Source organism: Aquimarina sp. MAR_2010_214 (genome assembly GCF_002846555.1).
GTDB lineage: Bacteria > Bacteroidota > Bacteroidia > Flavobacteriales > Flavobacteriaceae > Aquimarina.
In genome coordinates this window covers 5,693,506-5,718,514 of sequence record NZ_PJMS01000001.1, presented here as the reverse complement: position 1 = coordinate 5,718,514, position 25,009 = coordinate 5,693,506, and the positions used below count along the sequence as shown (strand labels likewise).

Sequence of the window (25,009 nt, the reverse complement as noted above, 5' to 3'; positions counted from 1 at the left end):
GCACACCTATTTCATTTCCTGAATAAATAAATTCATTTCACAAGATAATAATTCTTTATCTGCTTCATGGATAGTACACTCTAATGTACACATGCTGTATTGTTCGGTGTCGAATCGGGATTTTAAAACAGCCTTAGAAACTATTGTCTTTCCTATACTAGGGCAGCTATGCACTACAACTTTTTTTATTGCACTAATAAAACCAATAAGTTTTGTGCCTTCGCCCTCTAGATCATCATCTTCAAAATAACTCTTACCAACGATTGAGGAGCAGGTTTGAGCAGCATTTTCTACCATACCAATTTCACTGAAAATAGTATCGTTAACAAAAATGCAATCTGATTTTATATCAAAAGAGGTTGCTACATGTTCATCATCTATAGATAATACCCTGTCTACCATTAAAAATGGTGCTCGATGTGGCAGGAATTTAGCGATATCTAATGTTTTGACTTTATCCATTAACTAGCAATAACTGTTTTCATTTGCCCAGAAGCAATCACTTCTTTTTTGGCGTTAAATACCTCAATTTTGACCATAGTAACTCCCATAAATTCATGTAAGATTTCAGCTTCGGTAGTTATAGTCTCATTTAATTTTGGAAGATAAAAAACTTCTACTTTTTTTATTGATCCTATATAGCCTGTGGGAGCGAGTTCGTCTCTAAGAAAATAATCATAACCTGTATGTAAAGCTACAGTTTGTGCCATATTTTCTATAATCCCTGGTTCTAAAAATAGATTGTCTTTTAGAAAAAGGTTGTTTTCTGTGATTTTGAAAGAGGATGCAACACTTGTCTCAGAAAAACCTAACAAAGTATCTACCATTTCGAAAGGCTCTTTTTGAGGTATTAAGTGTTTAATATTTGTAATAGGAAATTTTGTGTTTTTCATTTTAACAAACGGTTAAAAGTGCCACCGAATATGAAAAACGGGAGCTTTCTGGTACAGAAAGTAAAATTTTATTTCCTTTTTTTAATTTTCCAGTATTCACTAATTCTTCTAACATAATATAAATAGAACCAGCACCAACATTTCCTACCTTACTTAAATTGATAAACCAATTTTCCCAAGGTATTTCTACACCATTATCTTTCATAGCTTCATATAAGGCATCTTTAAAATAGTATGAAGAAATGTGTGGTAAATAATACGTGATGTCTTCTGGGTTAATATCATGTTTGTCAAATACTTTAACTAAGGTTTCTACAGCCTTTGTTAGAATATTTTCTGATAGTAATTTAACATCTTGCTTTATTGCGAATAGTGATTTTTGTGCCCATTCTTCTGATGGGTATTCACTCCATGGTTTGAGTTCTCCATTGTCTAGCTTATCTCCTCCGGCATACATGCATGCTTCTATTTCATGAGCATAAGAATACGCATCCATCCATTCAATTTTTAAAGGAAGATGACCATTAGGTTTATCTTCTAAAAGAAAAGCTCCGGCGCCATCAGATAACATCCAACGTAAGAAATCTTTATTAAAAGCTAAAATAGGTGTTTCTTCTAACTTTTTTAAATGCTCTATTTCATTTTTAAAAACATCTGATTTCATCCACGAAGATGCACGTTCAGATCCTGTGCAAACTGCATTAGTATTTTGGCCTGATTTGATTGCAAGGTAACCAAATTTTAAAGCACTCATACCAGAACAACAGGCTCCTGAAGGGGAATTGATTTCTACATTCCCATTTTTTAAAAACCCATGAACCATAGCAGCATGCGATGGTAATATTTGATCAGGACTACCTGTACCACAAGATAATAATTCAATATTTTCTGTAGTAAAACTTTCATCACACAAAAGCTCTACAGCTTCTTTAGTAAGCTGAGCATTATTATGTGTTATATTTCCGTCATTATCAATCGCATAATATCTGGTTTTTATTTGATTATTTCGTAAAACAATTCTTCGGCCTTTTGATACTTTTCCATCTAGAATGCCCAACCTCTCTTCCATCTGATCATTATCGATTGGGTCGTTAGGTAAAAACTTTGATATTCTGGTAATGTATACGTCTTTCATTAATTATTTTTTGTATCAACAGATGAATAATATTTTTTTTCTCTGCTAATTTTTTTATACATAAAAATATAAGCAGTCAAAAATACAATAAAAACTAGTGGTGCTATAATCCAAATAGCAAATAACAAGTAATAATTAAAAAAAACAAGGAGATTTTCACGTCCAGTCTTACTTGTTTTTCCTTTTTTGTAAGCTAAGTTGGCTATTTTAGAAAATATAATATTGCCTCGCTTGTCTACAATAATTAGAAACGGTTTGATTTTTACCGCACCTAATTGCACTAATTTTTTTTGTAATCCTGAAAAATTACTAGCAAGTAATGCATCCTTTATAGAAGGAGTGAATTTTGCTACATTCTTTATGTCTTTATCAGAAACTCCTGGTTTAGGGAAAAAACCTAAAAATCGACTTTTTTTTCCTTTAAACATCCAGTGTTTTATAGTTAATACACTTATGTGATTAATGTGTCTGTCTACTAAGGCAATATTCCCTACTAGTTTTGCATTACAAGACGCTAAAAGAATTTTCATTTTCTCCTGTGCTTGAATCCACAAATTTCTACACCCGATTACTGTAATCACAGGTGTGTTATCCAATATTTTTTTAGCACTTTCTGACTTTAAAAAAGAATTGATAGGGATAGAAGGGGTTAGATACCAGATTTGATAGCCAAGTATCACTAAATCGTATTTTTGATTTGTTATTTCTGAAGGAATTGGTTTGATTTTTTCTGGTATCTGAAGAAATGCTTCTGGGAAAACACCAAAAAAAGCTTTTTTATTCCATGGAAAAGGATAAGGTTTTTCCATTTCAATTTTATGATGTGTTACCTTTATTTCTTCAGAAGAAGCTATAGGAGAAACTATGTTTTTAACAATTTCTGACAATTGCCCGGACTGCGAATAATGGATCACTAAAACATGTTTCATTTTACTTATCATTTACACTCCAAAAATCGAAATAGTTAAACCATTGTAATGGATATTTGTCTAGCATCCATTTTAAGCTTTCTGTATATTCTTTTAATAGTTCTTTGGCATCTCTATGTTTTGCTTTGGCCTTTCTCGCATAAAGGTGGTAATGAGTATTTGTTTCTTTCATTACATATACAAAAAGCACAGGTACTTTTAGTCTAGAAGCTAGCATAAAAGGTCCAGAAGGAAATCTAGCATCTTGTCCTAATAAATCTTGTGTTAAATATTTAGAGCCTTCAAAATAACGATCTCCAGTAATACATACGATTTCATTTCTAGCCAAAGCAGCATTAATTTGAAAAATATGAGAAAGATCTTCTTTGATGAAAATAAATTTAATATTAGATTTTGAAGTAACACTATCAAGGTAATTCTTAATTGCGGTATGCTCTATGTCTGTGGTTAGAAGACTAATTGCGGCATTCTCCTCTAGCTCACCAAAAAAATGCTCAGCAATCTCAAAATTACCAAGATGAGCACTAATAAGAATACCTCCTTTTTTTTGCTTTAAGGTTTCATTTATTAGTTCTACACCATCAAACTCGTATGTGAATTTATTTCTAAGACCCGATGATATGGCAACTTTGTCTATAATAGTCTGGCCAAAAACATAATAGCTTTGAAATATCTTTAAAAAACTTTTAAATCTAGGGTATTTAAGTCTCTTGTTTAAATAGTAATATATAGATCTACTACTAGATAAGGCAAAAAAACAAAAATATATAGCAACAAAGTATAAAATAAAATAGGCAGAGCCTAAGCCAACTTTTTTAATAAAGAAAACAAATATTTTATACCCAAGTACTGTACCTCTGGACTTTCCTTTCCATTCAGTAGTCATATATGTCTATAGCGATTTTATTTTATTTTCTATAAGGTCATAAAAATTTTGAAGAGTTACAACATTTATAAAATCTTCGCCTATTAATTTCACACCAAAATTGGATTCTACAGCTACTACAAGATCGACAAAATCTAAGCTATCTAGCTCAAGCGTTTCTTTTAAGTTTGCTTCTGGAGAGATATTTTCCCCTTCTACTTCAAACTCATCAATAAGAAAGTCGTTTATCTTTTCAATAATAACTTCTTTATCCATATTCTATTTATTAAATTTTTTTATTATTAACGCGGAATTTGTTCCCCCAAATCCAAAAGAATTAGACAAAAATACATCAATTTTTTTATCTAGAGTTTTATTAACCAAATTTAGTTTGGCTGCATCTTCATCTGGATGCTCCAAATTTATATTTGGTGCAATAAAAGAATGTTGCATCATGAGCATAGAATAAATAACTTCACTAGCTCCTGCCATCCAGCATTCATGGCCTGTCATAGATTTTGTAGAGCTTACATGTGGGCCATTTTCTCCAAAAACATTAAAGATTGCTTTTGCCTCATTAGCATCTCCAACTGGAGTTGAAGTTGCGTGGGCATTTACATAATCTATGGCTGATGTTTTGATGTTTGCTTGTTGGAGTGCGTTTTTCATAGCTCTAGAGGGGCCGTCAACATTTGGAGTAGAAATGTGCTCCCCGTTTGAAGAAAATCCATACCCTATAATTTCTCCAAGAATTGTTGCTCCTCTTTTGATTGCCGATTCATAGCTTTCTACAATAAGAGTTGCAGATCCGCCACTAGGTACTAATCCATCTCGGTTAGTGTCAAATGGGCGAGAGGCTTTTTCGGGGTGTTCTGTATTTGTAGAGAATACTCCTAAGCCATCAAAACTTCCCATGGCAAGCTGGTTTATTTCTTGAGCTCCTCCACAAACAATACAATCTTGTAATCCGCTTTTTATAAACTGATATGCCATTCCGATAGCATGGGATCCACTGGCACAAGCTGCACTAATGGTAAAGTTAATTCCTCTAAGCTTAAAAATTGTAGAAAGATTCATGGTTACAGAGGAATTCATTCCTCTAAAAATGGCTCCCGAACCTACTAATGTAGTGTCTCTTTTTTCTTTGATCTTTTCTACAGATTCAATAACCGACTGTGCAGTACTGTCATTGCCATAGAGTATACCTACCTCATTTTGATCAAGGAAAGATTGATCTATGTTTGCATTTTTTAAAGCTTCAAGTGTAGCTATATAGGCATATGTTCCTTCTTGCCCTAAACTAACACGTTGTCTTCGGGAAAGTAATTTTTTTAATTCAGGTTCTTCTACCATTCCTGTTAAACAAGAACGATATCCAAATTCTTTTCTTTTTTCATCAAAAACAATTCCAGATGTCCCGTTGTATAATGATGTTTTTACTTCTTCTAGGTTTTTACCAATACAAGAATATATACCCATTCCCGTGATTACAACTCTTCTCATATATTCTGAATTAATTTACGAGTAAATCCCACCATTTATATTGATCACTTCACCAGTAATATATGAAGCTTTTTTGGATGCTAAGAACGATACGATATGCGCTACTTCTTCAGCTTCTCCAAATCTATTGGCTGGGATTAATTTTTTAAGTTCTTTTTCGTCCAACTCATTGGTCATGTCAGTTTTAATAAACCCCGGGGCAACAGCATTTACTGTAATTTTTCTTTTGGCTATTTCTTGTGCCAGAGCTTTTGTAGCTCCAATTATAGCACCTTTGGCAGCAGAATAATTAGTTTGTCCAGCCGTTCCCTTAACTCCAGATACAGAAGCAATATTTATAATTCTACCGTATCTGTTTCGTAATAATTTTTGAATTAAATGATTTGTTACATTGTAAAACCCGTCAAGAGAGGTGTTAATAACATTTTGCCAATCGTTTTGGGGCATCCACATAAATAAATTGTCTTTTGTGATCCCTGCATTATTTACGATGACTTCAATTATAGCATCTTTATTGTTCTCTTGCCAGATGTCTAGTTTTGTCTTTACCTGATCAGCGTCAACTACATTAAATTGAATAATTTCTGCAGTTCCGCCAGTAGCTTTAACTTCTGCAAGAGTATCTTTTGCAGCCGTTTCGTTACTGTTATAATTAATTAATATATGATAATCGGTGTCTTTAGCGAGTTGTATGCAAATTGCTTTTCCAATTCCTCTCGAGCCACCTGTTATTAAAGCACACTTCATTTATTTGTAAGATGTAATAGTTATTTCAATCGATTCTGTATAAAAGATTAATAAGTATTAATTAAATAACTCTAAATTTTCAAACCACATGTTTTTAAGTATTTCTCCTTTAGTGTTTAGAAAACACCAAGATTTTTTTTGTTTAACTCTTGCTAAGCCATTTACAAAACCTTTTTGCGCATTTTTTTTGAAAATAGAAAAACCACCAGCTGTAATTTCATATTTCTCTTCTATGACCAGTTCTCCTTTTGTATTTATAAATCCCCAAAGTTTTTTAGATTTAACAGGTGCCAATCCATCTGCACTAAATATTTCTGCGTCTCTAAATTTAAAAGGAATTACAGTTTCGCCACTGGTACTAATATATCCCCATTTACCATCTTTGAACACAGGCGCTAATCCGTTATTAAAAGCTCTTACTTTATCATATGCAGGTTCAATTATCCATTCTCCCTTTTTATTGATAAATCCAATTTTATCATTTTTTTTGGCGTAAGTATATTCTCCATTTACAGAGAAATCCCAGATTTTTTGAGCTCCTGATATTTCTTTAAATTCTCCGTTAATAATCAATCCATGCCGAAGACCTTGGGTAGCTACAATTGCGTTGTGATAGACATTACTAACACCATCATAGGTTGTTTTTACAAAATAATTACCAGAAGGATCTATTAATCCCCATTTTTCATCTTCTCTTACTTTGGCATATCCATTTTCAAAATTGAAGGCTTTCGAAAATTTTGGAGCTACTGTAGTCTCTCCTTTTGTATTGATAAAGCCTATTTTATCCCCTTTTCTTAGGATAGCAAAACCGTCTTTAAAATCATAAATTTTATCGGTATTAACATTGGTAAGGGTTTTCTCTCCTTTGGTGTTGATATAAAACCATTCTTTGTTTTTTAAAACAACTGCAATACCAGAATTAAAAGCTTTAACTTTGTCGAAACTAGGCTCTATAGCCCATTCTCCTTTTCTATTTATAAATCCCCAAAGTTTACCTTTTCTTGCGGCAGCTAGATCCTCAGAAAAGTTTTTTGCAACGTCAAAGGTTGCAGGTATTTTCCAATCACCTGATTTTGTTAGATAACCAAATTTACCTTCGAATTTTGCTAATGCTAGTTCTTGAGCAGACCCTACTAGCAAACAAAAAGAAAATACAAAAAATAAAAAATGTTTAGTTTTCATCACGCTTCTTTGGTTTCATTATTTATAATAAAATCTTTTACTTGATTAACGTAGGGGTACATAATAACATCTTCTGTAAATATAGGAACTATATTTCGGATGGCATCATACATCCTTTTTGTATTCGTGGAAACTTGATCTTTTACACCTAGATATTCTATTGCCTGAACAATAGTAATTAGCTCTATTGCAACAACTTCAAAAGCATTTTCTATAACCTTTTTTGTAATCAAGGCAGCATTTGTTCCCATACTTACAATGTCTTGATTGTCATTGTTATTCGGGATACTATGTACATACATAGGATTTGATAGCATTTGATTTTCTGCTGTTGTAGACGTTGCTGTAAATTGTACTCCTTGCATTCCGAAGTTTAAACCTAGTTTAGCAAGGTTTACGAAAGGAGGAAGTATGTCATTTAATTTAGAGTTTAATAAATAATTTAATTGACGTTCTGACAGCATTGACAATTTGGTAACTATAATTTTTAACTTATCCATTTCTAAAGAAACATAATCTCCATGAAAATTACCACCATGATATACATGTTTTTCCTTAACATCAATAATTGGATTGTCATTAGCAGAATTAACCTCTTCTATTAGAATTTTTTCAATATTGTTTAAGGTGTCTAAGACTGGTCCTAATATTTGAGGAACACAACGTAATGAATAATATTCTTGAACTTTCTCTTTAAAAACAGCTACTTCAGTTTGGTCGGTATATAAATATTCTTCTCTTTTTCTGATTAAAGAACTGCTCTCTAAATGCTCTCGCATCTGTTTAGCAATTTGTTGTTGCCCAACATGTTTTTTTGCATGATTTAATTCTTGTGATAAATGGTCATCATATGCCTTTACAATTTCATTGATTGCGCATGAAGCTGTAATCATCCAGTTCAATAATCTTCTTGTGTAAATAGTATTTACTAATCCCACACCAGTCATTACCGAGGTTCCGTTCATTAAGCCAAGTCCTTCTCGTAATGCAATCGTAATAGGTTTAAGGTTTTCTTTTTCAAAAACTTCTTTAGTATTTTTTTGTTCTCCTTCATGAAACACTTCTCCCTCACCAATAAGAGTTAACGCTAAATGTGCTAGTTGAACCAAATCTCCACTAGCACCCACACCTCCATGTTCATAAATAAGAGGCGTAATATTTTTATTAATCAAAGAAGTCATAACATCTATGACAGATTTATGAACACCAGAGTATCCCAAACATAGGGTGTTTAAACGTGCCAGCATAGCTGCTTTTACATACATAGGAGGAATAGGGTTTCCTGTTCCAGAAGCGTGGCTTCTTATTAAATTGTATTGTAGCTGATTTCTTTCCTCATCATTTATTTTGTATTGTGCCATTGGCCCAAAGCCCGTATTTACGCCATAAATGATTTTGTTTTCAGAAAATTCTTTCAAAAAATTAAAACTTTCTTCTACAGTTGCTAGAACACTTTCGTCTATTGCAATCGATTCTTCTTTAAATATAATGTTGAAAAAGTCTTGTATTTCTATTTTCCCTGTTAGTGTTAGCATCTATATCTTGCTCAAAATTTTAATGAATAATATTTTAATAACCAAAAATAAAACAGTTATTTTGGTTTGCAAATTTATAATAATTAAGGAATTAATAAGTACAATAGTGCTATGAATGATGAAAATATTGATGTTTTAGTAGTGGGGGCGGGGCCTTCGGGATGTGTTGCAGCTTCCTATTTACATAATAATGGTTATAATGTAAAAGTTGTAGAGAAGAATCTTTTTCCAAGATTTGTGATAGGAGAAAGTCTTTTGCCAAGATGTATGGATCATTTTGAAGAAGTAGGACTATTAGATTGTTTAAAGGCATGTGAGTTCGAAGTAAAATCAGGAGCACGATTTTTAAAAGGGTCACAAGTTTGTAATTTTGACTTTAGTAAGAAGCATACCGAGGGTTGGGATTGGACATGGCAGGTGCCTCGAGCAGATTTTGATGCAGCGCTTGCAAAAGAGCTGCTTAATAGAGGGGTAGATATCAGTTTTGAAGAAGAAGTTATTGCTGTGGATTTTGAAGGAGAAATTTCAAAAACAACTATAAAAGATAAAGAAGGAAATCATCATGTTATTACTGCAAAATATGTTATAGATTCTAGTGGTTATGGAAGAGTATTGCCTAGACTTCTGGATTTAGAACAACCTTCTGAATTACCTAAACATTCTTCAATTTTCACACATGTTGAAGATATAAATAGGCCCGAAGGAAATGAAGGGACACTAATCACATTTGATGTAATAGATACAGAAACCTGGTTGTGGGTGATTCCTTTTTCTAATGGAGTTACCAGTATAGGGTATGTAGGGCCGACAGAGTTTCTGGAATCATTTGAGGGTAATGCTACAGAAAAATTGACACAAATGTTACAACGTTCAGACTATTTTTATGAGCGTTTTAAAAATGTTGATTTTATGTTTGACCCTATATTGATTAAAAATTTCTCAAAATCCGTAAAGCAACTATACGGAAAAGGATATGTGTTAACAGGAAATAGTGCAGAATTCTTAGATCCCGTGTTCTCTTCTGGAGTTACATTTGCTACCGAATCGGCATTGTTAGCAGCAAAACTTGTCGCCAAAGAATTACAAGGCACAAATGTAGATTGGGAGCAAGAATATACAGGATATATTAAAGATGGAGTTAATGTTTTCTCATCCTATGTAAAAGAATGGTACACTGGAAATCTTCAGAAATTATTTTTTCATCAGCCAGAAAACCCGCAAATCAAAAGGCAAATATGCGCAGTTTTAGCTGGATATGTCTGGGATAAGACTAATCCTTTTGTTACCAAGCATAATAGATTGATTAAGACGGTTGCACATATGATAGATATAGAAAATGAAGCCTGATAAATTGATTTTTAAGGCGGTGTAAGTGAGGTGTTTATCTGTGTAAACGATCTAGAATCTCCATCACTTCTATTTTTTTTCGTACCGAAACAGGAATGTTTTCTCCGTTTTTTAGCATAAGATATCCTCCGTCAGTTTTGATAAAGGCACTAATGCATTGTAGATTGACCAGATGACTTTGATGCACTCGTAGAAATTGATAATTCTTGAGCATGTCAGAAAAATATTTCAATGTTTTGGTTACAAAAATTTTCTGCCCATCCTGAAGATAGAAAATGGTGTTATTGCTATCAGATTCGCAACGAATAATATCATCCAGATTTACGATAATGATCTTATCGAGCGTATGTAATGAAATTTTATCAGGTTTTTGCTCTGGTGCAGATAATGTGTCTTTTAGAATGTTAAGGCGTTCTTTGTTTGGTTGAATCTGTTCTTTTGCTCGAGCAATAGCTTGTGCTAATTCTTCGTTTGAATATGGTTTTAAGACATAGTCAATAGCTGCAAATTTAAAGGCTCTAATAGCAAACTCATCACTAGCGGTAACAAAAATGATTTTTGATTTTAGATCAGGAAATATTTCCAATATATCAAATCCAGTACCATCACCTAGCATAATATCTAAAAAAAGAATGTCAGGTTGTGTGTTACGTAATGATTTTGCTGCTTCAACAACACTTTGGGCAGTATCAATTACTTTTATTTCTGGATGATTTGCCTTTAGGTCACTTTTTAAAAGCTGAAGTGCATCAGGCATGTCTTCTACGATAATTGCTGTAAGCATAATTGTTTTAATAGTCGGTTTCTAATGGTATTTTAAATGTAATCTCGGTTCCTGCTACAGAATTACCGTTTAAGAGAATCTCTTTTATGTGTAAAGAATCTTTTCCTGAAATTGATTCAAGTCGCTCTCGGGTCACTGTAAGTGCCATAGATTGGTGGTCTGTCTTAGTTTTGCTTTTTTGCGATTGAAAAATACCTTGTCCATTATCTAATATAGTGCAATATAAAAAATCTTCGGTAGTATGAAATAATACTTTTAATTCACCATCACGACTGCCTTTTAAGATACCATGTCTAACAGCATTTTCTACAAAAGGTTGAATTAGCATTGGCGGAATAAGGATTTCTTCAGGGTCATAATCAGAATCTATAGAAATATCATAGATAAAAGGTTTACTAGCCATTAATTGTTCTATTTCGATATAATGTTTTAAAGTCTGTATTTCCTGATCCAGGGTTATATGATCTTTTCTAGAATTATATAATGTCTCTCTTAATAAAGTTGCAAATGTGTTTATCGTAGTGTTCATACGATTAGGGTTATTGGTCCCCATTGCTTTTATACCATTAAGTGCGTTAAATATAAAATGAGGATTCATTTGCAAACGCAGTGCTTTTTGTTCTAATGATAGTAAATGATTCTGCATTTGTAAGCGATTACGCTCTTCTTTGTTTTTTTGTTTTACTCTTCGGATGTAAGATAATGCATATCCACCTAAAATTAGTACTATTATTGCTAAGACGGCTAATTGAAACCAAGCTTTTTCATAAATAGGACTGTCAATAAAAAACTGAAACATAATAGGATCGCTTTCTTCCCATCTGTAATTTCTGGATTGCGCAGAAAAGTAATGTGGTCCATATGCTAGTCCTGCAAGATTTTGTTTGTTGTCTGATGACCAGGGACTCCATTCAGAATTGTTTAATCTCCAGCGATATTCTACATCATTAGGATGATCAAGATCAATAGTTTTGTAACTAAACGATAATTCTGTTTGATTAGGCGTTAGTTTTAAAACATTCTTGCTATTTACCCAGGTGCCTAATTGAATAGAATCTACACTACGATAGTCAACTTCTACATCTTCAAAATACAGGCTTGGTTTAATTGTAGCTTTTGTAGTTCCTGTAGGTTGATATTTGGTTAGTCCATATATCGCACCAAACCAGAGATTTCCCTGATTATCTTTGGTGACAGCATTAAGGCAAGTTTCAATTCCTAAAAAACCATCATTTCTTCCAAAGTGAAAAACGTCTACAATATCATTTGATTGGTTCAGTTCAATTCTATCAACTCCTCGTTCACTTCCTGCCCATAGATTGTTTTTGTCATCAAATATCATTTGATAGATATTGTCTGAATAGGGTTTTTTTCTACCTTTTAACTTTTTAAAAGTAATGTTTCCATCAAGTTTAGACCACCAAATCCCTCTTCCGGCTGTACCGAGGTATAATATGTTTTTATGAAAAAGCAATGTGCTAATTGCTGTTTTTTGTTTTAGAACATTGCCTAAATGTGTAACTTTATTTTTCTCGATATATCCCAGATGTCCATTTTGAGTAGCATACCAGATTTTACCGAGAGAATCTTTTTTCATGTCTCTGATTTGCAAATCTTTAATACCACTCTTTCTGGTAAATTTCTTCAAAGATGTTATACGTTTCTTTTTTGAATCGTATATAAATTTTGAGATACCTGCCGAATAAGAAGCAACCCAAATAGTATTGTTTACGACCTGTATGCTTCTTATCCAGTCTGATAGTAAACCTTTATCAGTATCAATGATATGATTTTTTCTAACAGTTATTGCAATGGTGTCGGTCGTGATAATTGGGTCAGAATTTAGTTCTTTGCTATTGATAGTGTCTACAATAATACTATCAACTTGTTTAATCTCTTTAAAAAGAATGCCTTTGCCCTCGGTACCAGCCCAAATATTTCCTGAATTATCACTGGTTATGGTTTTAATCTTCACATCAGATAAGCGTTCTTCTTGTGGGATATGGTGAATTCCCAGAGAATCGATCTCTACCATTCCAACTTCAGAATTAGATGCCCAGATACTATTTTTTGTATTGTGAACTGCATATACACGATTACCTTTTAATCCTGTATTTTGATCATAGTGTGTAAAATTATTTTGAAAATATTTACAAAACCCTCCTCCAGATGTAGCGATCCAGATATTGGATTGGCGATCTAAAATACTTTTTCTAGTGTAAGAAACAGACAGTCCATTTTTTCGATTAATTTTCTTTTTTTCTGTATACTTTTCAAAATCAAGGACTGTGATTCCATCATTATCGGTAGCAAACCATAATTCATTATTGTTATGTGCAGAAATATCTGTTACTCTTACGGGTCTTTGAATCCAACGATTACCGTAGGTTTTAGCATTAGTATTTAAAACCAAAACCCCTTGATTGAAAGCAGCGGCAAATACTTTATTATTATAAAAGATAGCAGCAGTGAAATCATATGCGCTATGTCTTTCTATAATGCTAGTGCCTTGTTTTATATTATTTAATTTCCAGAGCCCCTTATTGGTAGCTACCCAATATAGTTTACCATCAAAAACGATGTCATTAATAATACTAGTGTTGATTTTGGGGTTAAGGTTGATTTTAATTAATCCTAGATTTTTACGATACTGATAAATGCCAATATTAGTGGCCAAATAGGTTTTGTTATCTATCAAGCATATTTTGTTAATCCGAGGGCTTTCAATGTTAGTGAATTTATTCTTAACCTTAATACTTAATCCATTTTTGGTGCCAATAAAAAGACTGTCATTCACAAAAGCAAGTGAATGAATATAGTTGGATTGTAATCCATCATTTTCATTCCATACTTTAAACTCTTCACCATTAAATCTAGAGAGGCCACCTCCTTGAGTACCTAACCATAAGTATCCTATTTTGTCTTGTATGATATCATAAACTTGTGATTGTGGCAGTCCATCTTCTAATGTATATGCTCTAAGTTGGTTATTCTGTGCTGATAATGAGCCGATAATGTTTAATATCAAGAAAGCAGCAAGATAAATGTATTTATAGTTTAAGTTCACAAGAGGTTTGTCTGGTTGATAACAAATATAGTCAAACTGCTTTTTTCTGACACATAATCAATTTAAATATAAAAAAACCGACACCACCGGTTAGGGTGGGTCGGTATAATAAACAAAAGTTTCCCCCTTTTTGTTTATTAGATTGAGATTACTGTTAGGATTAATTAGTACCCGGTGATAGCAGTTGTCTTTGAATCTTCAATAACACCACGGTTCCAGGCAAAACGTTGTTTAAGGTTTACATATTTAATATTAGTTGATGTTCCTTGGTAAAATGTTTGTGTTTGTAATATATTATCTTTTATGCCATATTCCTGATTTGGAAATATGTATTGAAAATCAGTGTCAGAGTTTTCGCAATACACATTTTTAAGTTCAGGCAACTCGGCAATTGTATTATCTTCTTTAAGCATGTAATAATATGCTTCTACATGAGCACAACATGCTAAGTATTCAACTTCCATCTTAATCACCTTAGAGACTCCTTCTAGTCCAGGATTCTCTAAGGTGGTTATAAAGATATCCTCAAAAAGTTCTGTGTCTTCAATAGTAAGAGTCGATATTTTATCTGAATTTTCCTCTCCCGAACGAACCAAGTTAATAACATATGAGGGGTGTTTTTCTCCTCGATCCATAATTTCGGTAGTAACCAAAAACTCTTGAGTATCGGCAAAAACTTTCTGCGCATGGATACCTTGAAAACTTTGAAACAGAATAATGATTATGGCAACATTTTTCATAACAGCTTATTTTGAGGTTGGCTATTTGATATAAAAGTAGTCCCTTCTTTCATTTTTGAGGATGTGTTTTTAGTATTCGTAATGATCTAACTAGAATTCGTTTTTGTAAAATAAAATATCTTTTCGTCGTTTTATATTCTAATGCTTTAAATGATAGGAGGTAAAAGCATATTGGTAACCAGTATGGTAAACTACTTGATGAATTTATCTTTTTCAGAGCCTATAGTTTTTTGCTGCTTTTGATTTATGTTGTTCATTGTGTAGATTATGTGTAAATGTCTGATAATGTGATAGAATAGTGGGGTTGTAATTGAGTTTGAAATTATACTTTTGAGATACTATTTTTGCGTCTTGACAAGAATTACCCTAACGAAATTTAGACTTTAGACATCTTTTTTAATAAAGATCATCTCTTGTGATCATTCAAAGATGTGCATGTTTACTATTAGTATTTAGAGAACATAAAAAACGTTATGCCAGATATTCAGTTTTTACTAAATATGTTTAGTGAATTTTACGTTTAGTTATAGACTATTTGATACTTACCTTCTGTTTTATAATAGAAGTCGACCCAATACAAAAAATCTTTAAAATATAAATAAATGAAAACAATACGTTACCGTTCACACGGACAGGATGTTCATTTTTTAGAAGAAATCCTAACCACACTGGGATATCAAGTATATGTGTCTAATTTTTTTGGAAAGGATACAGATACAGCTGTCAGAGATTTTCAAGCTAAGCATAATCTTGTAATAGATGGTATTGTAGGACTTAAAACCTGGTCCAAGCTTATTGAAGTCAAAAATGACCTTATTGCATTTAATGATAAACTCTTATCTGAACAAGATATTAAGGATTTTGCAGATCAGTTTGAATTAGAATTAGCAATGGTAAAAGCAGTTAATGAAATAGAAAGTAATGGAAAGGGATTTTTGGTATCTGGCAGACCAAGAATTTTGTTTGAAGGACATATTTTTTGGAAAGAACTGGGTAAGCGAGGAGTAAATCCATCTCAGTATATTTCTGAATATACCAAAAACGTACTATATGAAAAATGGACAAAAGTATATTATCAAGGAGGAGCAGGTGAGTATGATCGTTTAGAAAAAGCTGCAGGGATGTCTGATGAACCAGCGTTTCATGAAGCAGCATATAGCTCAGCATCATGGGGAGCTTTTCAAATCATGGGGTTTCATTATGCAAACTTAGGTTTTTCTTCTGTAGATCATTTTGTTTCTGAAATGTATGATCATGAAAGAGAACACCTTAAAGCTTTTGGGAAATTTATAGAAGCTACATCTTTTAAAGGTAAAAAACTGCTAGATTGGATAAAAGAAAAGAACTGGGCGAGATTTGCCGAAGGATATAATGGATCGGGTTACAAGAAAAATAAGTATGATACTAGACTAAAAAATGCTTATATAAAATATAGTAATAGTTAATTGTGGTTATATAGTAGAATTAAATTTGTTTTAGTTTAGATTGTGGTTCTTTAACTATATTTCAGTTTTTCTATTTTTGCCTTATGATTGATAATTTTGAGAATGAATTTTTTGGGATTGGTATTCAAAATGGTAAAACACCAGAGAATCTAGGTGTATTATGGCGTTCTGCACAAAACATGGGAGCTAGTTTTATTTTTACGATAGGTAATCGATATGCAAAACAAGCCAGTGATACACATAATGCAGTAAAAGCGATGTCGTATTTTCATTATGATACTTTTGAAGATTTTTATCAACACTTACCTAAAGGAGCAATGTTGGTAGGAGTAGAACTAACAGATGAGGCACAATTTCTCGAAACTTTTAATCACCCAAAACGCTGTGTGTATTTACTGGGAGCCGAAGACCATGGCTTGCCCAAAAAAGCTATCGGAAACTCACAGTTTTTAGTCAAGTTTAAATCAGAACTAAGTATTAATGTTGCTGTAGCGGGAAGTATTATTATGTATGATCGGGGCATTGATAAACCAAGATTTATAAAAGCATGAACCTTGTGATTTTTAAAATGAAGGTATCATATATAATTTTTGTCACTACATTTATAACTACTATCCTTATCATATATGTTTAAAATAATAGAAGATTTTGTTGCTGGTTTTAGTTCTTGGGTGTGGGATTGGCCTTTACTGGTATTGCTCATCGGAGGGGGAATGTTTTTTTTGATTTATTCTAGGTTTACGCCTTTTTTCTATTTTAAACACGCGATCAATGTGTTGCGAGGTAAATATGATAATGAAGATGCGCCTGGCCAGCTTAGTCATTTTCAGGCATTATCTTCTGCTATTGCTGCAACAGTAGGTATGGGGAATATAAGTGGCGTAGCCGTAGCAATTGTTACTGGTGGTCCTGGAGCCGTTTTCTGGATGTGGATAAGTGCCTTAATTGGTATGGCAACCAAATTTTATACTTGTTCATTAGCCGTAATGTATCGATCAGAGGATGATAAAGGGTCTTTGCTTAGTGGTCCAATGTATATAATAACCAAAGGTCTGGGAACCCAATGGAAACCTTTGGCTATAGTTTTTGCCTTGGCAGGACTGATAGGTACACTACCTGCGTTTACGGCAAACCAATTAACTCAAACATTGATAGATGTTTTGGATTGGAATGATGATTATAAATGGTATATAGGAATTGTATTAGCAGGCTTTGCTTCGCTGGTTATTATGGGAGGAATAAAAAGAATTGGCGTTGTAGCTAGTAGATTAGTTCCTTTTATGGTGGTATTATATTTTATTACAGTGATTACTATTTTAGTATTACAAATAGAAAAAATACCAGATATGTTCATGTTAATTTTATCTGATGCATTTTCTGGAAAAGCAGCGGCAGGAGGAGCTTTAGGGTATTTGATTAAAACAGGAGTAAAAAGAGCCGCATTTTCTAACGAAGCAGGTATAGGAACTGCTCCTATGATGCATGGGACAGCAAAAACTAATGAGCCTATTAGAGAAGGGTTAGTAGCTATGATTGGTCCTGCAATAGATACATTACTGGTATGCACATTAACTGCTTTGGCAATACTTTCTACAGGGGTGTGGCAAAGTTCTAGTGATAATGGGATATCTCTTACTTTAGAAGCCTTTAATTCTGTTCTTCCGTATGGTTTGGGAGATATTGTAGTGGTTATTATGGTTCTGGTATTTGGGCTTTCTACATTATTTTCATATTCGCATTATGGTACTACATGTTTAGGGTTTTTAACCAAGCCGAAGTATGGCAAGTATTATAATTATTTGTACATAGTGTCGATTATAATCGCTGCAGTAGTTAAAATAGAATTTGCAATTAATCTTATTGATAGTGCTTTTGCAATCATGGCAATTCCTACCGTAATTTCCGGATTATTATTAGCTCCTAGAGTGAATGCGAGAGCTAAAATCTATTTTGAAAAATATAAAATGTAATACCACTTTTATACTTCATTAGATCAGGTTTTTACATCATTTCATTTTGATAATGATAAACTCGCTTCTTCTGTTTTCCTGATGCTCTTCCTCTGTGCAATCGACTCCATCAGCACACTTATTCATTAACCTTCTCTCTCCATAGGCTTTACCAGGTATACGTCGCCAATTAACATTACCTTCTCGCACTATATATTTTATTGTGGCCCTCATTCTTTTTACACTTAACCTTTTGTTGTACCAATGACTGGATCTACTATCGGTATGTGAGCGAACCTCAATCTTTAATTCGGGATATTTATTCATCGCCGAAATTATTTTTTGGAGTTCTACTTCGGCATTTGGACTAATTTCATAATCATCCAGACCAAAATAAATAGGTTCTAGCTGTAAAATCTTGCCTAAATCATCACCGATAGTGATCTCTACTCTGGTAGATAACAATTTTTGCACTCCTGTTTTTTCTAATACAAAAGGAATATTGTGAATAAATTCAAAAATACCTGTGGTTTCTAGTGAAACTTCTTTTGGCATATACTCATTTAGTTCTGCTCGTATTGTATATGATTCATTACAAGGGACTTTAATTTTGTATTTTCCTTTTAAATCAGAAACTGCCTGATGTATTGTGTTTTTATTTTTATCCAACACTATAATATCTGTTCTTAAAAGTGGCTCACCAGTTGCGCTATCTGTGATTGTGCCTTCTATATATTGCATACAAGAAGTGATCAATTCTTCTGTTTGTTTAAAGCTGTAGATATCATCATTGCCTTTGCCTCCTTTTCTGTTACTGGCAAAATATCCTATTTTGGTATCTTCGTTTAATACAAAGGTAAAATCGTCTTTAGAACTATTTACAGGTTTACCAATATTAAAAGCATTAGAAAAGCCAGATTCGTTAGGTACAGAAACAAAAATATCTAAGCCTCCCAACCCTACATGACCATCACTAGAAAAATAGAGCCTTCCACTGCTACTTATATAAGGAAAAGTTTCTCTGCCTTCTGTATTTATATTACCTCCTAAGTTTTTTGGTTCACCATATTTTCCATCTCCTAATACATCTACCACAAACAGATCAGACTGCCCCATAGAGCCAGGCATATCGCTGGCAAAATAGAGTTTAGTTCCATCAGCACTTAAAGAAGGGTGAGATACAGAATATTCGTCACTAGAAAATGATAATTCTTCGATATCTGTCCATGTTCCGTCTTTGAGGGTGGCCTTATATAATTTTAAGAGTACAACCCCTTTTTTGCTTGTTCCTAATTTATTGTTAGTGTAGTTGTTTCTAGAGAAATATACTGTTTGTCCGTCTTTACTAAAACTAGTAGATGACTCATGGAATTTTGTGTTTATTTTTCCTTTTAACTTAACAGGGTCTTCCAGAGTAATCTGATCTTCTTTGATATTTGAAGAAAAGATATCTAAAAAAGGCATTTTGTTCCATTTATGAAGTTTTGAATCATTAGTATTTTTACTTCTTGACGAGGCAAAGACGATTTGATTTTTATTGTTGAAACTAGGAGCGTATTCTGAATTTTTTGAATTAATACTAAGAGGGAATATGTCATATTTACCCGATTGCATTTCGATAAAATCTAAATAATTCCTCTTTTCTATGAAAGACCTAGCACGTTTGTCATTTCCTGTAATAGCATAGAATTGATCCATAATATTATCGGCTTCCTTGTAACGCTCAACACTTTTTAAGCTTTGTGCATATCTAAATAAATATTCGGGATTTAAATCTTCTGGATAGTTCTGAATTAATTTCTCATACCATATTACAGAGTCTTCAAGATCTCCTGTAAAATAAAATGAATCTCCTAGTTTAGCATATAGATTTTGAGAAGAATATCCACGTTGAGCAACATCTATATATATTGCTCTGGCATCTATATAAGCAAATGCTGTAAAACTTTGATCTGCCTTAGTTATAAGTTTATCCTGATCTTGAGAAAAAAGCTGTGACGATGATAAGAGAATAAATGCCCATAAAGAAATGAGATTTCTTTTTATAAAGATTGAGGCAAAAAATAATGTGTGATTTTTCAAACGATCCCAGAATTTAATGTTAAAAACTTGTTTCCACGGGGTGTTTGAAAACATACTGGAACTAAATTTAAGAAAAATTCAATTAAAAAGTGAATTCAGTATCTTTATTTTAATAACTACTTTTTGTAGGAAAATGTTAATAAAACATGGATGTGTGTAATAATTCTATGATCTGTTGTTTTCTTGTTTAATATTCGTCTACCTTTGCATTAAAATCAATTATATGGCTCATAAAGCTGGTTTTGTAAATATTATAGGTAACCCTAATGTCGGTAAATCTACATTAATGAATGCTTTTATTGGCGAGAAGTTATCTATTATTACTTCTAAAGCGCAAACAACAAGACATCGTATTTTAGGAATTGTAAACGGTGATGATTTTCAGGTGATTCTGTCAGATACTCCTGGGATTATAAAACCTGCGTATGAACTCCAGGAATCAATGATGGATTTTGTTAAATCTGCTTTTGAAGATGCCGATGTATTGATATATATGGTAGAGATCGGTGAAAAAGATCTGAAAGATGAAGCTTTTTTTAATAAAATAACAAATGCAAAAATTCCTATTCTTTTACTAATAAACAAAATTGACCAGTCTAATCAGGAAAAATTAGAGGAACAGGTTCAGTTTTGGAGTCAAAAAGTACCCAATGCAGAAATATATCCTATATCTGCTTTAGAGAATTTTAATGTAAAAGAAGTTTTTGGTAGAATAGTCGAATTATTACCAGATTCTCCGCCTTTTTATCCAAAAGATCAGTTAACAGATAAACCAGAACGTTTTTTTGTAAATGAAGCCATTCGCGAAAAAATATTAGTGCACTATAAAAAAGAGATCCCTTATTCTGTAGAGGTAGAGACAGAAGAATTTGTAGAGGATGATGATATTATTAGAATTCGTTCGGTAATTATGGTTGAGAGGGATTCTCAAAAAGGAATAATTATAGGCCATAAAGGATCTGCTTTAAAAAGAGTAGGTACTGAAGCTCGTAAAGAACTGGAAAAGTTTTTTGGAAAAAAGATACATATAGAACTTTATGTAAAAATCAATAAAAATTGGCGCAGCAATGAACGTCAATTAAAACGATTTGGATATAATAATTAATTGCTCTACCGCAAATAATATTACTTTAGTTACTTTTTTTATACCTTCTTTATTAGCTGTAAGAAGGGTATTTATTGATCGATGTTTATAATTTATCCTTAGCATAACGTTAAGGATATATACGTTGTTAACATTTGGAGTTTTAATCACACAAAACGAGATCAATAATGAAAATTTTTAACAAAACTATTCTTATTTCCGCAGTTACATTAAGCCTTTTTAGCGCATGCGATCCTGATGATTATCATGGAGGTGGAAATACTAGTAAACTAACGTTCAAGAAAATTGGAGGGTTTACCAATGGAACGGAAGGTGAGGGATTTGCAGAGATTTCTGCTTTTGACCCAGAAACAGATAAACTTTTTGTTGTAAATCCAAAAGAATCAGAACTTTCGGTTTGGGATATTTCTGATCCCGGCGTACCTGTACAAGGAGTAGATATATCTCTGATTGGTAACCCCAATAGCGTAGCTGTAAATAAAGGGATAGTAGCTGTGGCTTTAGAAAATTCTTCAAACAAACAAGCAAACGGAACGATTGCAATTTATAATTCGGATTCACAAGAATTGCTACATACCTATCCAGCAGGAGCATTACCAGATATGGTAACTTTTAGCCCTAATGGGAAATATATTGTAGCAGCAAATGAGGGAGAACCTAATGATTTGTATACGGATGATCCAGAAGGATCAATAACTGTTATAGAGGTTGCTACCGGGCAGGTTTCGAATATAAGTTTTACAGCTTTTAATGGTCAGACTATTGGTAATGATTTTCGGGTTTTTGGACTAGGAGCATCTTTGGCACAAGATGTAGAGCCAGAATATGTAGCTATTTCTCATGATTCGAAAACAGCATATGTTACGTTGCAGGAAAATAATGGATTGGCAATCGTCAATCTAGAAACTAAAACAATTGCAGATATTATTGGGCTGGGGGTAAAAAATTATGGATTAACAAATAATCAAATAGATGCTAGTGATAAAGATGATATTGTAGGGAATTTTCAAAATTGGCCAGTTTTAGGATTTTATCACCCAGATGCTATAACGTATACTAAGATCAGAGGAGGACGATACTTAATAACTGCAAATGAAGGAGATTCCAGAGATTATGATGGGTTTTCTGAAGAAAAGAGAGTAAAAGATCTTACACTTGACCCTGTTGTTTTTTCTGATGCAGCTACTTTACAATTAGATGAGAATTTGGGAAGATTAAAAATTACCACAGCAAATGGAGATATTGATGGAGATGGAGATTATGACAAAATTTATGCTTATGGTGCGAGATCATTTACGATTTGGTCTACATCGGGAGCAGTCATATATGATAGTGGAGATCAAATAGGAAAAACGATTTTTGATCTGGATCCAAGTGCTTTTAATACTAATGAAGGGAGTGTAGCTGATAAAAGATCTGATGATAAAGGAGCAGAGCCAGAAGCTGTAGAAACTCTTAAAGTAGGTGATAAAACACTCCTTTTTGTGGGGTTAGAGAGAACAGGAGGAGTTTTGGTATATGATGTATCTAATCCATCTAGTCCAAAATTTTTAGAATGGTTAAGGGATGAGACAGATATTTCTCCAGAAGGATTAATTGTTGTTGAAGCAGAAGATAGTCCAACAGAAAATGATTTGATTATTGTAACTAATGAAGTGTCTAATACTGTTGCTATTTATGAAATAAATGAAAAAGATTGAATAAGTTCATGAAAATAATATTTGTCGTAATGTCGGCGAAACACTGAATAACCCTGCCTTTTCATTAATAACAATAAAAATTTTGTTGTTTTACAGTAACCAACTTGACTATAATAGGTGGTATATTTGACTAAGTAATTATTTCACTGACTGACTATCAATTATGAAAAGTTCCATCGGCCTGAAACATCGGCCTTTGGGCTTTTTATTTTTACTTTCTTTTCTATTATTAATCAAATCAAAACATTTATAGCATTGCTAAAATAAAAAGTCTAATTTTGCACAAAATTTAGAATAGATATCAATGAGTGGTATAGTGGCAATTGTAGGAAGACCTAATGTTGGAAAGTCAACGTTCTTTAATCGATTAATTCAAAGAAGAGAGGCTATTGTAGATGCTGTTAGCGGGGTAACCCGTGATCGACATTATGGAAAGAGTGATTGGAATGGAGTAGAGTTTTCATTGATTGATACCGGTGGATATGTTGTGGGGAGTGATGATGTTTTTGAGACCGAAATCGATAAGCAGGTAGAATTGGCTATCGATGAAGCAGACGCTATTATTTTTATGGTTGATGTAGAATCAGGAATAACAGGAATGGATCAAGATGTTGCTAATCTACTTCGTAAGGTAGATAAGCCTGTTTTTTTGGTTGTAAATAAGGTGGATAATGGACAGAGAGCAACAAATGCAGTAGAATTTTATAATTTGGGCCTTGGCGAATATTATACTATTGCCAGTATTAATGGTAGTGGTACAGGAGAGCTTCTGGACGAATTGGTAAAAGTACTGCCCGAAAAAGATGAAGACGAATCCAGTGAATTACCAAGATTTGCAGTAGTAGGAAGACCTAATGCTGGTAAATCTTCTTTTATTAATGCTTTGATAGGAGAGGATCGATATATTGTCACCGATATTGCGGGAACTACTAGGGATGCAATTGATACCAAGTACAATCGTTTTGGATTCGAGTTTAATCTGGTAGATACTGCAGGAATACGACGTAAGTCTAAAGTGAAAGAAGATCTGGAGTTCTATTCTGTAATGCGATCGGTTCGAGCGATTGAACATAGTGATGTTTGTTTAATCGTTTTGGATGCTACCAGAGGTTTTGACGGACAGGTGCAAAATATTTTTTGGCTGGCAGAGCGTAATCGTAAAGGAATAGTAATCTTAGTTAATAAATGGGATCTCGTAGAAAATAAAGAGAGCAATACTTTAAAAGATTTTGAAAAATATATACGTAGAGAAATAGAACCATTTACAGATGTTCCTATTGTATTTATTTCGACTTTAACAAAGCAACGTATATTTAAAGCTATCGAAACTGCTGTAGAGGTGTATAAAAACAGATCTAAGAAGATCAAAACCAGCGAGCTTAATGATGTTTTATTGCCGATAATTGAACATAATCCACCACCTGCCTATAAAGGTAAATATGTGAAGATAAAGTATATTACACAATTACCAACACCGCAACCTCAATTTGCATTTTTCTGTAATTTACCTCAGTATATAAGAGATCCATACAAACGATTTCTCGAAAACCAGCTTCGTAAAGAGTTTAATTTTCATGGTGTACCAGTTTCGGTGTATTTAAGGAAGAAATAAATAAGAGAAGTAGTTTTTGTAATTAGAAATAAGATGACTTTCTAATTTTACTTTTTTTATAGTTGTTCTTTAATCTTAAGCAATTGTCCTTTGATAGATTCTAGTTTTCTGATAATATCAAAACTGTCTAAGGCTTCTTGTTTTTGTTCTTTAAGATGAATTTTAGCACCTTCCAAAGTAAATCCGCGTTCTTTTACCAAGTGGTAAATTAACTCAAGGTTTTTGATGTCTTCTGGGGTGAATTTTCGATTGCCTTTAGCATTTTTTTTAGGCTTTATAATATCAAATTCCTTTTCCCAAAAGCGAATTAATGAAGCGTTTACATCAAATGCATCGGCTACTTCGCCAATACTGTAATACATTTTTTTTGGTAAGTCTACATACAT

22 protein-coding genes are annotated in these 25,009 nt (G+C 33.0%); 7 read left to right on the top strand and 15 right to left on the bottom strand.

Going from position 1 to position 25,009, the window contains the following annotated elements; translation table 11 throughout:
* Positions 1-6: 6 nt before the first annotated feature.
* From ATE84_RS24695 to hutH, 10 genes are read right to left on the bottom strand one after another with little or no spacing between them, the layout of a single operon-like run.
* A complete protein-coding gene (locus tag ATE84_RS24695) occupies positions 7-462 on the bottom strand; it encodes an ABC transporter permease (RefSeq protein WP_101450451.1) in 456 nt (151 codons plus the stop codon).
* Positions 462-893, bottom strand: coding sequence for a hypothetical protein (locus ATE84_RS24690; protein ID WP_101450450.1), 432 nt, complete (start codon positions 891-893; stop codon positions 462-464). Before ATE84_RS24690 ends, ATE84_RS24695 begins: the two co-directional genes overlap by 1 nt.
* Position 894: 1 nt before the next feature.
* Entirely contained in the window at positions 895-2,028 is a 1,134-nt protein-coding gene (locus tag ATE84_RS24685; protein WP_024771996.1) for a beta-ketoacyl-ACP synthase III, read from the bottom strand.
* Positions 2,028-2,957 carry a hypothetical protein gene (locus tag ATE84_RS24680; RefSeq protein WP_101451236.1) on the bottom strand — a complete coding sequence of 310 codons (930 nt, stop codon included), beginning with the start codon at positions 2,955-2,957 and terminating at the stop codon, positions 2,028-2,030. The genes ATE84_RS24685 and ATE84_RS24680 overlap by 1 nt, the downstream gene beginning before the upstream one ends.
* Before the next feature lies 1 nt (position 2,958).
* Entirely contained in the window at positions 2,959-3,843 is an 885-nt protein-coding gene (locus ATE84_RS24675) for a lipid A biosynthesis acyltransferase (protein ID WP_101450449.1), read from the bottom strand.
* Between the two features lie 6 nt (positions 3,844-3,849).
* Positions 3,850-4,098: a phosphopantetheine-binding protein gene (locus ATE84_RS24670; RefSeq protein WP_024771999.1), complete on the bottom strand. Its 249-nt coding sequence runs from the start codon at positions 4,096-4,098 to the stop codon at positions 3,850-3,852.
* Between the two features lie 3 nt (positions 4,099-4,101).
* A complete protein-coding gene (locus ATE84_RS24665; protein WP_101450448.1) occupies positions 4,102-5,325 on the bottom strand; it encodes a beta-ketoacyl synthase in 1,224 nt (407 codons plus the stop codon).
* Positions 5,326-5,340: 15 nt separating this feature from the next.
* A complete protein-coding gene (gene fabG / locus ATE84_RS24660) occupies positions 5,341-6,072 on the bottom strand; it encodes a 3-oxoacyl-ACP reductase FabG (RefSeq protein WP_101450447.1) in 732 nt (243 codons plus the stop codon).
* A 57-nt stretch (positions 6,073-6,129) separates the two neighbouring features.
* On the bottom strand, positions 6,130-7,257 hold the full coding sequence (locus ATE84_RS24655; RefSeq protein WP_101450446.1) for a WG repeat-containing protein: 1,128 nt from the start codon (positions 7,255-7,257) through the stop codon (positions 6,130-6,132).
* Positions 7,257-8,792: a histidine ammonia-lyase gene (gene hutH, locus ATE84_RS24650; protein WP_101450445.1), complete on the bottom strand. Its 1,536-nt coding sequence runs from the start codon at positions 8,790-8,792 to the stop codon at positions 7,257-7,259. The genes ATE84_RS24655 and hutH overlap by 1 nt, the downstream gene beginning before the upstream one ends.
* 111 nt (positions 8,793-8,903) lie before the next feature.
* Here hutH and ATE84_RS24645 point away from each other — a divergent pair, with 111 nt between their 5' ends.
* Positions 8,904-10,139 (top strand): NAD(P)/FAD-dependent oxidoreductase, encoded by a 1,236-nt coding sequence (locus ATE84_RS24645; RefSeq protein WP_101450444.1) that lies wholly within the window; start codon positions 8,904-8,906, stop codon positions 10,137-10,139.
* Positions 10,140-10,173: 34 nt separating this feature from the next.
* Here ATE84_RS24645 and ATE84_RS24640 read toward each other — a convergent pair whose 3' ends face one another.
* The 3 genes from ATE84_RS24640 to ATE84_RS24630 all read right to left on the bottom strand — a co-directional run bounded on the left by ATE84_RS24640 (position 10,174) and on the right by ATE84_RS24630 (position 14,730).
* Positions 10,174-10,923, bottom strand: a complete 750-nt coding sequence (locus ATE84_RS24640; RefSeq protein WP_101450443.1) for a LytTR family DNA-binding domain-containing protein — start codon at positions 10,921-10,923, stop codon at positions 10,174-10,176.
* 7 nt (positions 10,924-10,930) lie between these two features.
* The gene (locus ATE84_RS24635; RefSeq protein ID WP_101450442.1) at positions 10,931-13,990 is read right to left on the bottom strand and encodes a histidine kinase; all 3,060 of its coding nucleotides are present in this window, start codon (positions 13,988-13,990) and stop codon (positions 10,931-10,933) included.
* A gap of 164 nt (positions 13,991-14,154) precedes the next feature.
* A complete protein-coding gene (locus ATE84_RS24630; protein ID WP_101450441.1) occupies positions 14,155-14,730 on the bottom strand; it encodes a hypothetical protein in 576 nt (191 codons plus the stop codon).
* A 602-nt stretch (positions 14,731-15,332) separates the two neighbouring features.
* Between ATE84_RS24630 and ATE84_RS24625 the strand changes: the two genes are divergently transcribed.
* From ATE84_RS24625 to ATE84_RS24615, 3 genes are all read left to right on the top strand, one after another.
* On the top strand, positions 15,333-16,175 hold the full coding sequence (locus ATE84_RS24625; protein ID WP_101450440.1) for an N-acetylmuramidase family protein: 843 nt from the start codon (positions 15,333-15,335) through the stop codon (positions 16,173-16,175).
* A gap of 83 nt (positions 16,176-16,258) precedes the next feature.
* Entirely contained in the window at positions 16,259-16,726 is a 468-nt protein-coding gene (locus ATE84_RS24620) for an RNA methyltransferase (RefSeq protein ID WP_101450439.1), read from the top strand.
* Positions 16,727-16,801: 75 nt separating this feature from the next.
* Positions 16,802-18,145 carry a sodium:alanine symporter family protein gene (locus ATE84_RS24615; RefSeq protein WP_199176911.1) on the top strand — a complete coding sequence of 448 codons (1,344 nt, stop codon included), beginning with the start codon at positions 16,802-16,804 and terminating at the stop codon, positions 18,143-18,145.
* A gap of 36 nt (positions 18,146-18,181) precedes the next feature.
* Here the strand turns inward: ATE84_RS24615 and ATE84_RS24610 are convergent, their stop codons facing one another.
* Positions 18,182-20,260: an OmpA family protein gene (locus ATE84_RS24610; RefSeq protein WP_101450438.1), complete on the bottom strand. Its 2,079-nt coding sequence runs from the start codon at positions 20,258-20,260 to the stop codon at positions 18,182-18,184.
* A gap of 169 nt (positions 20,261-20,429) precedes the next feature.
* On the opposite strand from ATE84_RS24610, the gene era reads away from it, so the two are divergent.
* The 3 genes from era (at position 20,430) to der (ending at position 24,623) form a co-directional block, all read left to right on the top strand.
* Positions 20,430-21,311: a GTPase Era gene (gene era / locus ATE84_RS24605; protein WP_101450437.1), complete on the top strand. Its 882-nt coding sequence runs from the start codon at positions 20,430-20,432 to the stop codon at positions 21,309-21,311.
* Positions 21,312-21,478: 167 nt separating this feature from the next.
* Positions 21,479-23,011 (top strand): choice-of-anchor I family protein, encoded by a 1,533-nt coding sequence (locus ATE84_RS24595; RefSeq protein ID WP_101450435.1) that lies wholly within the window; start codon positions 21,479-21,481, stop codon positions 23,009-23,011.
* 304 nt (positions 23,012-23,315) lie between these two features.
* Positions 23,316-24,623 (top strand): ribosome biogenesis GTPase Der, encoded by a 1,308-nt coding sequence (gene der / locus ATE84_RS24590; protein WP_101450434.1) that lies wholly within the window; start codon positions 23,316-23,318, stop codon positions 24,621-24,623.
* 56 nt (positions 24,624-24,679) lie between these two features.
* On the opposite strand, the gene ATE84_RS24585 is transcribed toward der, so the two are convergent.
* Positions 24,680-25,009 (bottom strand): MerR family transcriptional regulator, encoded by a 330-nt coding sequence (locus ATE84_RS24585; protein WP_024772724.1) that lies wholly within the window; start codon positions 25,007-25,009, stop codon positions 24,680-24,682.

Excerpts from the sequence above, each read along its gene's own strand:
- ATE84_RS24695 (WP_101450451.1), bottom strand. The coding sequence starts at position 462 with ATGGATAAAGTCAAAACATTAGATATCGCTAAATTCCTGCCACATCGA.
- ATE84_RS24690 (WP_101450450.1), bottom strand. The coding sequence starts at position 893 with ATGAAAAACACAAAATTTCCTATTACAAATATTAAACACTTAATACCT.
- ATE84_RS24685 (WP_024771996.1), bottom strand. The coding sequence starts at position 2,028 with ATGAAAGACGTATACATTACCAGAATATCAAAGTTTTTACCTAACGAC.
- ATE84_RS24680 (WP_101451236.1), bottom strand. The coding sequence starts at position 2,957 with ATGAAACATGTTTTAGTGATCCATTATTCGCAGTCCGGGCAATTGTCA.
- ATE84_RS24675 (WP_101450449.1), bottom strand. The coding sequence starts at position 3,843 with ATGACTACTGAATGGAAAGGAAAGTCCAGAGGTACAGTACTTGGGTAT.
- ATE84_RS24670 (WP_024771999.1), bottom strand. The coding sequence starts at position 4,098 with ATGGATAAAGAAGTTATTATTGAAAAGATAAACGACTTTCTTATTGAT.
- ATE84_RS24665 (WP_101450448.1), bottom strand. The coding sequence starts at position 5,325 with ATGAGAAGAGTTGTAATCACGGGAATGGGTATATATTCTTGTATTGGT.
- fabG (WP_101450447.1), bottom strand. The coding sequence starts at position 6,072 with ATGAAGTGTGCTTTAATAACAGGTGGCTCGAGAGGAATTGGAAAAGCA.
- ATE84_RS24655 (WP_101450446.1), bottom strand. The coding sequence starts at position 7,257 with ATGAAAACTAAACATTTTTTATTTTTTGTATTTTCTTTTTGTTTGCTA.
- hutH (WP_101450445.1), bottom strand. The coding sequence starts at position 8,792 with ATGCTAACACTAACAGGGAAAATAGAAATACAAGACTTTTTCAACATT.
- ATE84_RS24645 (WP_101450444.1), top strand. The coding sequence starts at position 8,904 with ATGAATGATGAAAATATTGATGTTTTAGTAGTGGGGGCGGGGCCTTCG.
- ATE84_RS24640 (WP_101450443.1), bottom strand. The coding sequence starts at position 10,923 with ATGCTTACAGCAATTATCGTAGAAGACATGCCTGATGCACTTCAGCTT.
- ATE84_RS24630 (WP_101450441.1), bottom strand. The coding sequence starts at position 14,730 with ATGAAAAATGTTGCCATAATCATTATTCTGTTTCAAAGTTTTCAAGGT.
- ATE84_RS24625 (WP_101450440.1), top strand. The coding sequence starts at position 15,333 with ATGAAAACAATACGTTACCGTTCACACGGACAGGATGTTCATTTTTTA.
- ATE84_RS24620 (WP_101450439.1), top strand. The coding sequence starts at position 16,259 with ATGATTGATAATTTTGAGAATGAATTTTTTGGGATTGGTATTCAAAAT.
- ATE84_RS24615 (WP_199176911.1), top strand. The coding sequence starts at position 16,802 with ATGTTTAAAATAATAGAAGATTTTGTTGCTGGTTTTAGTTCTTGGGTG.
- ATE84_RS24610 (WP_101450438.1), bottom strand. The coding sequence starts at position 20,260 with ATGTTTTCAAACACCCCGTGGAAACAAGTTTTTAACATTAAATTCTGG.
- era (WP_101450437.1), top strand. The coding sequence starts at position 20,430 with ATGGCTCATAAAGCTGGTTTTGTAAATATTATAGGTAACCCTAATGTC.
- ATE84_RS24595 (WP_101450435.1), top strand. The coding sequence starts at position 21,479 with ATGAAAATTTTTAACAAAACTATTCTTATTTCCGCAGTTACATTAAGC.
- der (WP_101450434.1), top strand. The coding sequence starts at position 23,316 with ATGAGTGGTATAGTGGCAATTGTAGGAAGACCTAATGTTGGAAAGTCA.
- ATE84_RS24585 (WP_024772724.1), bottom strand. The coding sequence starts at position 25,009 with ATGTATGTAGACTTACCAAAAAAAATGTATTACAGTATTGGCGAAGTA.